Here is an 8332-nt window from a genome sequence, read left to right as displayed (position 1 = left end):
AAATCATTGAGTACATAAACTATTACAATAACCACAGAATCAAATTAAAACTAAACGGCTTGAGTCCAATACAATATCGAACTCAAGCCGCTTAATCTAAAAAGTCCAACCTTTTGGGAGCACTACACAGGAGCACGGCATTTTGCATTACGGGTAGTTATTTGAATATCTCGGTAACGGCCCGCCCGATCCAGACCTGCGGTGGACGGAGCCTGAAAAGTTTCGCGATGGTAGCGGCGGTGTCGAACGTCATGACGCTCGTTTGTACTTCATGCCCGGCCTTGATACCAGGGCCTTTCACGATCCAGGGGATTTGCATTTCCTCCATGGAAATGGAACCGTGCCCTTTGTTGATACCGCCATGATCGGCCGTAAAAATCACCACCGTTTCCTTTTCGATGCCCGCGTCGCGGACGGCTTGCAGGATTTCTCCCAAGTGCGCGTCCGTCCGCTCGATGGCGGCATAATATTCCGGTGTGTCGTGCCCCACCTTGTGGCCCACGCTGTCTACATCATGCAGATGCACGAACAGGAAAGTCGGCTTGGCGGATTTGATATAATCACAGGCCGCCGCCGATACCGCGATATCGCCGTCGCCGTTTTCGTCTTTGTTCACGGCTGCTTTCGGGAAAAGATAGCCGATGCCGTCCCACTCGTAAATCACCCCGATCTCGCTTTGCGGACGGGCTTTCCGGAGCAATCCATACACCGTGGGGAACATGCCGTATTCATCCAGCATGCGCGCGGGAAGATCGGGCTTCTTACTGCCCCAGGTCGTGTAGCCATGCAGCTCCGGCCCTGCGCCCATCACCATCGACGCCCAGTTGGGTGCGCTCGACGAAGGCAGCACCGTTCTGGCCTGCAACGTCCAGGAGCCTTCCTGCATCATGGCGCGCAGCACCGGCACGCGGGCTTTCCGAAAGGCATATGCACCGAAACCGTCGGACCCGACGAGGATCACGTGTTTCGGTTTCGGCTGTGCGGAAGCGGCCTGGCCGAACATCGAACATACAAGGAAAAGGTATCCTGTCCATCTGGGTAATCGCATACTTCAGTGTTTTCGACAAGATATAAACTTTCATTTAAAGAAATAATATTTCCGTAAATGAAATTTATTGAATAATTTTCCCAAAGAAGTACATCACAAGCAACCTGACCTTTTTCTTTTTCGGGTTGATCGGTACATGGCTGATGCTACCGTCGAAAAAGATGGAATCGCCTTCCGATAGTTCGAAAACCTTGTCTTCCAGCTGGAACTTGAGATTACCTTCGAGCACGTATACATATTCGAAAGCCGCGGTAGACACCAGTTCCCGGCGGGCGCCGGGCCTTAGCGTCAGCAGCGAAACCTGGAATGCGCCGCCTTCGAAATTCTGTTCGAGGATGGATTGATATTCGAAACCAACAGCGTCTTCCTCCTTTTCATAGGAAGTGTAGGCATCCGCCGGCAGGAGCAGGTATCCCGGGAAACTTTTCTCCGCGCTCAGTTCGGAAAAGAATGTTTCCGTTTTGACGCCAAGCTTCTGGATGATGGTAAAAAGCGTGGGGATGGTAGGTAACATCCTGCCGTTCTCTATCTTGGACAACAGGGCGGATTTGATGCCAGTTAGCGCCGACAGATCGAGCAGCTTCAGGCCTTTTTCTTTCCGGTACCGGCGGATCAGTCCACCGATCCTGTGATATACGAGCGTGTTGTTGTTGATGTCTTCCTGCGATGGATCGTGTTGCATGTGCTTAACAATTACTTAAAAGCGATTCCGCTAATTTAAACAATAAGAAATATATTTTCGCAGGAGGAAATTTTTCCTGCTCACCTCCGGGTGTGATGTTGTATGATAAGCAAAACGGGCAGGCCTCCGAAGGCTTGCCGCCATTAATCCTTCCGACATGACGGACACCAAGAACGTTTCTACACGGGCCGAATCCGGGCGTTGGCGCATGCTGCTGCTCACGATGTTCTGCTACCTTTTCTTTTACACGGGGCGGCACAATTTCGGCTGGGCCACACATCAACTGGCAGACACGCTGGGCATATCTTTCGAGAAGGTGGGCTGGATCAGCTTCGCCATGCTGGCGGGTTACGCGTTCGGGCAACTCGTGAACGGCCTGCTGGCCGACCGGTTGAGCCCCCGGCACATGATCCTCTCCGGCGGGATATTGTCCGTTCTGGCCAATATCTGTATCAGTTTTTCCGGGTCGTTCGTCGTCATCCTCGTACTGTGGGGACTGAACGGCTATTTCCAGTCGATGGCCTGGGCCCCGGGCAGCAGGATCATCGCCAACTGGTGGCACAACGGCAACCGTGGACTGGCGTATGGCCTGTACACCATGTCGGCCGGACTTTCATCCGTTGTGACGTATATATTTTCCATCCTGCTCGTGCAGGACAACTGGCGGAACGTGTTCCGTGTGCCGGTGCTATTCCTCGCCGTGGCGGTGGTCATTTTCTTCATTTTCGTAAAGAACGCACCTCCCGGCGCGGCGGAGCCGAAGGCAATAACCGACGATTCCGGCAGTCCAAAAAATACATTCAACGTCATCACGGGCAACGCGCGCTTTTTGGCGGTGTGCCTTTCGCTGGGGTTCCAGAGCATGGCGCGCTACGCGCTGATCTTCTGGCTGCCGCTGTATTTCATCAATTCCGGATCCGTATGGATGAGCCTCCTGTTACCATTGGGAATGGCCGCGGGCGCCATTTCGTTCGGGTTTATTTCCGATAGTGTTTTCCGCGCCAACAGGATGGTGTCGATTTGTATGGGAATGCTGCTCTGCAGTGTTTTGTCGGGTTTGATATACGTACTGGAAATCAGGAGCGGCGTGGCGGCGGGGGCATTTATCTTTGCGGCGGGATTCTTCGCATATGGGCCGCAAGCGAATTTCTGGCCCCTGGCGCAGGAACTCCTGGGCCAACGATATGTAGGCACCGGCACGGGTGTCATGAACATGACGGCGTACCTGTTTGCGGCGATCGGGGAACCAGTGATGGGCAAACTCATCGACATGACGGGCAACAAGGCCATGATATTCCCCACAGTGGCCGTTATTGCATTGATGAGCGCCGTCACGATACTTTTTGCCATGCCCAGGCGCACATCGCCGGGCAGTTTGTCGCGGATACCGGCTTTCTGAGGCTGGGCGATGGCATTTAACCTAAGTTTCGTACCACGGAAAGGGGTACTCGTCACATCCGGGAGAGGCGCGCCGGGCCGGAAGATATCTTTAGCATATGAAACCTTATCTCTGCGCCTTGTTACTCCTCGCGGGGCTTTCCGCCTCCGCCCAGTTTACCGTTAGCGGCCGTGTCCGGAACTTCAGCGGACAGCATAAATTGACCATCAACGTTCCGGTCGTTTTTGGCAATCACAAAGAAAACACGGTTCCTGTCCCGTTGTCGGCAACGGGTACTTTTCAGATAAAGCTTCCGGCAGACAGTGTACGGTTTGTCACGCTGATTTACCGCCGGTTGTATTTTACGCTATTGCTGGAACCCCGAAAAAACCTGGAAGTGGAATTCGATGAAAACACCGACGGCATCAGGATAACGGGTGGCACCGCGAAGGAAGTGAACCAATTGATCCAGGACATCGGCATGGATAAAGTGCCGTTTTACTGGGAGAACGACTCGCTGGGCAAGCTTCCAGCCGAAGGGATCCAGTCTGCGGTGATAGCTCCCTGGTTCCGGGAATTCTCCGGTCATGCCCAATCCATCCGGGCTGCAGCTGTTCCGGCATCATTAAAAGATATTCTTATCGCCGAAACTTACTATCTCCACGTCAATTACCTCAACGATTTCATTAGCACCGTCATCTCTGACCGGCAAACGGTGCATCGGCTGAAAACAGCGCTGTACGACACTATTCCCATCGCTCCGCGGTCCATCCATCCCGGCCCCCAATATTTTTCGTTCGCGGACAGTTACATCCGTTACCTCGAAGCAAAAGCGTTCATCAAGATAAAATCGGAAAACATTCCCGCATCGGCCCCCATCCCCTGGTTCGGCATTTCGCTCGACAGTGCAAATATTATCGTAAACAAATACGGAAAATCGTACTGGCGCTGGCTGGGCAGCATCCGGAATTTCCCGGTCGAAGTGGCGGAAGCATACAACTGGCAACAAATCCAGGATCAATATAACGATGGTGATATTGCGCAGGCATTACCCCTTGCCGCTGCTTTCCGCCAGCGTTTTCCGGAAAGCCGGTTTTTACCCGCCATCGCAAATCTCGAAACCCGGCTCCGTGATTCACTGGCGGCCAACAGCAACAATGAGCGGATCGCGATCGTGGAAAATTACGGGAACGTGCGGTCGATTTACGATGTCGTGAAAAACCTGAAAGGGAAAGTGGTGTACCTGGATATGTGGGGCACCTGGTGCGGCCCCTGCAAAGAAGAATTCCGCCACCTGCCTGCCTTGCGGAAAACTTTCGCGGGGAAAGACGTCGTATTTCTTTACCTGGACGTGGATGATGACAGCAGGGACGCCGCCTGGAAGGATTTTATCCGCGTGAACCGGATGGAAGGCCTTCACCTGCGGATGACGCGCAAAACCGTAGATCCCATCTGGAAAGAAATACTGGCGAACCATCCCGACAAATCGGAAAGCTATCCCCAATATTTTCTGTTCGATAAATCCGGCAAGCTCGCCATCGCCAAAGCAGAACGACCAAGCAGCGGAGACGCGCTCAGCCAACAGATCCATTCACTCCTGGCACAATAAAAAAATCACCCGGCTCCCTGCGGACCGGGTGATTTTCCATACAAACATTACAGCTTTTGAATATCCTTGACGTAATATCCCGAATAGCAATCGTCTATACAAATCAGCGTTTTCGATTTTACGCTTACATATGAAATCATGCCGTTGTTCTCAGCTTTAAAATCATATTCAAAGTCGGAATTGAGCTTCAGGATTTCCATTCTGACATGGCCGTAAAACTGATCCATGGTCAGGAGGCCAAACAAGAAAGGCGCTTCGTGCGATCCCAGGGTTGCTCCTTCTTCCGTCCATTCTTCCAGCACTTCATTGCCGCTCTGCGCAATTTTAATCCGCGCAAATGCGCGCTTCGTCACTTTACCGTTAACCACCGTTGTGGTAAGTCGCAATTCCTCTTTACTGACGTTCGACCGCTCACGCGATAACACGTAGCTGTAGGAATCGCCGGCACTGGCTTTGAATGCCAGCCATGCTTTATAGCTTTTATTGTACTCGTCTTCGTATGCAAAATCGTCCTTGTCTTTTCTGCATGCAGAAAAAAGGGTTACCGCCAACATGCCGAGCATGAAGGCAAACTTTGTAAATCTCATAAATTGAATTTAAAAGTGAAACAAGCTGCAGGGATAAAATCTGTACCGGGCGGGGTTGATAGCCACAAGGTTTCCGTTATAGTTTACTTAGTATTGTACGATGGATTTGATATGCACGCCTCTGAAACAATCGTCCTGACAGCCAATCGGCACATAACCGGCCAGGGAAATCATGCCATTATTTTTCGCTTCAAAGAAGACATTGGCGTCTCCCCGTTTCAGTAACCATTCATTTTTGGCTTTCACATACACTTCGTCGAGTGTAATAGGTGTTACGCCTTCAGCGTGGGTGTTGAGGGCGCTTTGATCTTCCGTCCATTTGCTTTTCTGGACGATTTGCCCGTTTTGCTCCCACATATGGCTGATAAACTCCCTTCCAACGATTTTCCCTGCATCAACGGTGATTGTGGTTTCACTGCTGTAACCGGAAAAGCTGGAATTAGTTATGGTGTATTTGTATTTGTTCCCGGATTTCGATTTGAAATCGACCCATGCGTCGTAGCTCCGGTCATAAGCGCTTTTGTGTTCAATTTTACTTTTGCTGCAGGATGCGGCCAATGTTACCGCGAACAGCAATAACAGCGTGTAGAAGTTGAATCTCATAAAGGGAATTTTAGTGTAAAACGGCTTCGTCGGCCATTTGTTACACTTCGTCGGCATTTTTCCCGATATGACGGCCTTCCAGCCAGGCGAGCCCTCCTACCACGATTATTTGCAAGACCAGGAACATCTTCCCGAAAACCGTGGCGCCGCCGCCATAATGCCACAACATCCCCACGCTCACCGCGGCCCATATCCAGTTGGCGATCACGAGCCAGCGCACGGGCCGTGCCCGAATCGGCTTCATCACGACCAAACTCATGGCCATCAGGGCGTACAATCCCGTAACCGCCGCAATCAGCAGTACCAGCCGCTCCGGAAGTCCCAGGAACCGGCTCCACCAACCATAGAGCGCCAGCCCGGCGACGCCGGTTACGCCACCGATGAAAGCGTCTGCCAGCAATACCTTCCGTAATCGTGGAATGTCGGGTAATTTCATATAATTGACATGTAAAGACAAATTCAGCGCGGCGCCCTTCCTTCCAGCTTCCACTTCAACACCGGCGGCGCCAGTACGAGCCCCATCAGGAAAGCTGCGATGCCCGTTACGACACCGTTCCCAATGGCAATCGGCTGCGAACCCGTGAGGAGCCTCACTGCCACGATAATCATCGTCCAGCCACACACCAGCATCCAATACCGCAGGTTTACCGGTTGAACAGGAAGCCCGTCGGCCGGGAGCCTCATCACCACCCACACGATCGCCGGATGAGAAAAGGTAAAGGGCATAAAAAGGTTTTATTGAACTACGTCTTTGGCGATCACGTTCCAGTCGTTCCCGCCAAAGCCCTTCGCGATCCACTCGTCCATCAGCGCGGCGATAGCCGGCATGATCGCCAGGTGGCCGCCTTGCTGTTGCACGGTATCGATGAAGATCCCGGTATCCTTGCGCGCCATAGACAGCTCCCACGAGGGTTTGGAATAATCGCCGCCGCTCATCCGCCGGATGCGGGCGGGCAGCATTTGCGCAGGGTTCCAGATTTCGAAGAGGCTGCCCACATCGCGGGTGTTCTGACCGAGTGCGCCCGCCAAAGCGAACGTATCCCGCAAACCGGCCGTAAACGCCACCAAAAAACAGTTTCCGATCAGTTTCATCGCAGCGGCCTTTCCTTCTTCGGGACCGAGATCTACCAGTTGACCGGTCATTTTCTCCAACAGCGGACTTACTTTCTCCACCACCGCGCGACTCCCGGAAACGAGCATGTAACCACTGCCTTCGCGGGCGTTGGCAGGGCCCATGAACACCGGTGCGTGTATATAGGTGAACCCCTTCTCTTTCCAGGCCGCCGTTCTGGCGATGGCGCCTTCCTGGGTAGTAGTGGTATGATCGATGATAACGGTACCGGGCTGCAGACCGGTTTCCGCGGCCGCCAGCACTTCATCCACACTCTGATCGTCTTTCAGCGTAACGTGTACGACTGCCGCTCCCTGCACGGCGCGCGCCGGCGTGGCAAAGACTTCCGCGCCCAGTGGTTCCAATGCCGCGGCCTTTTCGGGGCTGCGGTTCCAAACCCTCACTTTATCTCCTTTTTCGAGCATCGCCGTAACGAAATTCGATCCCAGCAAGCCCATTCCTAAAAATGCTTTCACCATGTCTTTCCGATTTTTAATTAAAGTTAAGGAATGCCGCGCGTAAAAAAGGCCGCCCGGTGAAGGCGGCCTTTATCGCTATTGTTTCAGTAAGATATCACGGAACTCCACTTTCATGGGTGGCCCCGCATGCACTTGCAGGCCCAGCCAGCCTTTCAGCTTCCGGTGGAGGGTATCTTCGTCCGTCACTTCGCTCAGGAGCGTTCCGTTTACGAAATGCTGCAATTTGCTGCCTTTCGCCACCACACGGTATTCGTTCCATTCATCCGGCCTGTAAACGGATTTGAGGGAGGCATCGCTGCCAAGCGTTCCGGTTACCTGCACGGGCGCCCATGCGTTGTTTTTGATCCCGGCCTTCAGATTTACGTCTGAAGCGGGAACGGTTACACGCTGGCCGCGATATGCGAGTGTAGTACGCGCATATTCATCGTAATTCTGCCCCAGGTATCGGCGTGCGGCATCGATATCTGCCTGGTAACCGCGCAAGGTATGCGGCTCGCCTGGCACAACTTCACTGCGGTAATTGATGCCGCTGTTCCCATCCGCTGTCATGCGGAACTGCGTTTTTAGCTCAAAATCCGCCGGCTGTCCGCCTTTCCAGATAATAAACGTATTGCGTGAAAGCGGTTTTTCCGGCGTGATCTCTCCCGTCAAAATACCGTTTTCCACCCGCCAGTACACTGTATCGCCATCCCAGCCATCGAGATTTTTTCCGTTGAAGATGGATGCGAACCCACTGCTGTCCGCTGTATCCGGCACAGGCCTGTTACCGCCGCAATGCATGAAAAACAGCGGCATTGCGGCGATGGCTGTGCCTTTCAACATGACTTTCATTTGC

At 53.0% G+C, this 8332-nt stretch carries 11 protein-coding genes; 3 read left to right on the top strand and 8 right to left on the bottom strand.

The annotated features are described in order from the left end of the window. Positions 1 to 95 (top strand): IS3 family transposase (locus EJ361_RS23020; RefSeq protein ID WP_164714262.1); only part of this gene is annotated, 95 nt, incomplete at its 5' end. 62 nt (positions 96 to 157) lie between these two features. On the opposite strand, the gene EJ361_RS23015 is transcribed toward EJ361_RS23020, so the two are convergent. Next, the gene (locus EJ361_RS23015; protein WP_126248790.1) at positions 158 to 1048 is read right to left on the bottom strand and encodes an alkaline phosphatase; all 891 of its coding nucleotides are present in this window, start codon (positions 1046 to 1048) and stop codon (positions 158 to 160) included. Between the two features lie 64 nt (positions 1049 to 1112). Continuing rightward, the gene (locus EJ361_RS23010; RefSeq protein WP_126248788.1) at positions 1113 to 1730 is read right to left on the bottom strand and encodes a helix-turn-helix domain-containing protein; all 618 of its coding nucleotides are present in this window, start codon (positions 1728 to 1730) and stop codon (positions 1113 to 1115) included. Positions 1731 to 1887: 157 nt separating this feature from the next. Here EJ361_RS23010 and EJ361_RS23005 point away from each other — a divergent pair, with 157 nt between their 5' ends. Beyond that, positions 1888 to 3129: an MFS transporter gene (locus EJ361_RS23005; RefSeq protein ID WP_205687089.1), complete on the top strand. Its 1242-nt coding sequence runs from the start codon at positions 1888 to 1890 to the stop codon at positions 3127 to 3129. A gap of 97 nt (positions 3130 to 3226) precedes the next feature. After that, entirely contained in the window at positions 3227 to 4717 is a 1491-nt protein-coding gene (locus tag EJ361_RS23000; RefSeq protein WP_126248786.1) for a TlpA family protein disulfide reductase, read from the top strand. A 47-nt stretch (positions 4718 to 4764) separates the two neighbouring features. Here EJ361_RS23000 and EJ361_RS22995 read toward each other — a convergent pair whose 3' ends face one another. The 6 genes from EJ361_RS22995 to EJ361_RS22970 all read right to left on the bottom strand — a co-directional run bounded on the left by EJ361_RS22995 (position 4765) and on the right by EJ361_RS22970 (position 8319). After that, positions 4765 to 5304: a hypothetical protein gene (locus EJ361_RS22995; protein WP_126248784.1), complete on the bottom strand. Its 540-nt coding sequence runs from the start codon at positions 5302 to 5304 to the stop codon at positions 4765 to 4767. 87 nt (positions 5305 to 5391) lie between these two features. Continuing rightward, a complete protein-coding gene (locus tag EJ361_RS22990) occupies positions 5392 to 5907 on the bottom strand; it encodes a hypothetical protein (RefSeq protein WP_126248782.1) in 516 nt (171 codons plus the stop codon). Between the two features lie 40 nt (positions 5908 to 5947). Continuing rightward, entirely contained in the window at positions 5948 to 6343 is a 396-nt protein-coding gene (locus EJ361_RS22985) for a hypothetical protein (RefSeq protein WP_126248780.1), read from the bottom strand. Positions 6344 to 6366: 23 nt separating this feature from the next. After that, entirely contained in the window at positions 6367 to 6633 is a 267-nt protein-coding gene (locus EJ361_RS22980) for a hypothetical protein (RefSeq protein WP_126248778.1), read from the bottom strand. 9 nt (positions 6634 to 6642) lie between these two features. Continuing rightward, complete coding sequence (locus EJ361_RS22975) at positions 6643 to 7497, bottom strand: NAD(P)-dependent oxidoreductase (RefSeq protein WP_240646713.1); 855 nt, start codon at positions 7495 to 7497, stop codon at positions 6643 to 6645. 75 nt (positions 7498 to 7572) lie between these two features. Beyond that, positions 7573 to 8319, bottom strand: coding sequence for a 3-keto-disaccharide hydrolase (locus EJ361_RS22970; protein ID WP_205687088.1), 747 nt, complete (start codon positions 8317 to 8319; stop codon positions 7573 to 7575). Positions 8320 to 8332 lie beyond the last annotated feature (13 nt).

This window comes from Chitinophaga rhizosphaerae (assembly GCF_003958645.1).
In the GTDB taxonomy this organism is placed as follows: Bacteria; Bacteroidota; Bacteroidia; order Chitinophagales; family Chitinophagaceae; genus Chitinophaga; species Chitinophaga rhizosphaerae.
The sequence above is the reverse complement of the archived record's forward strand: the minus strand, read 5'-3'. Positions and strand labels throughout refer to the sequence as shown.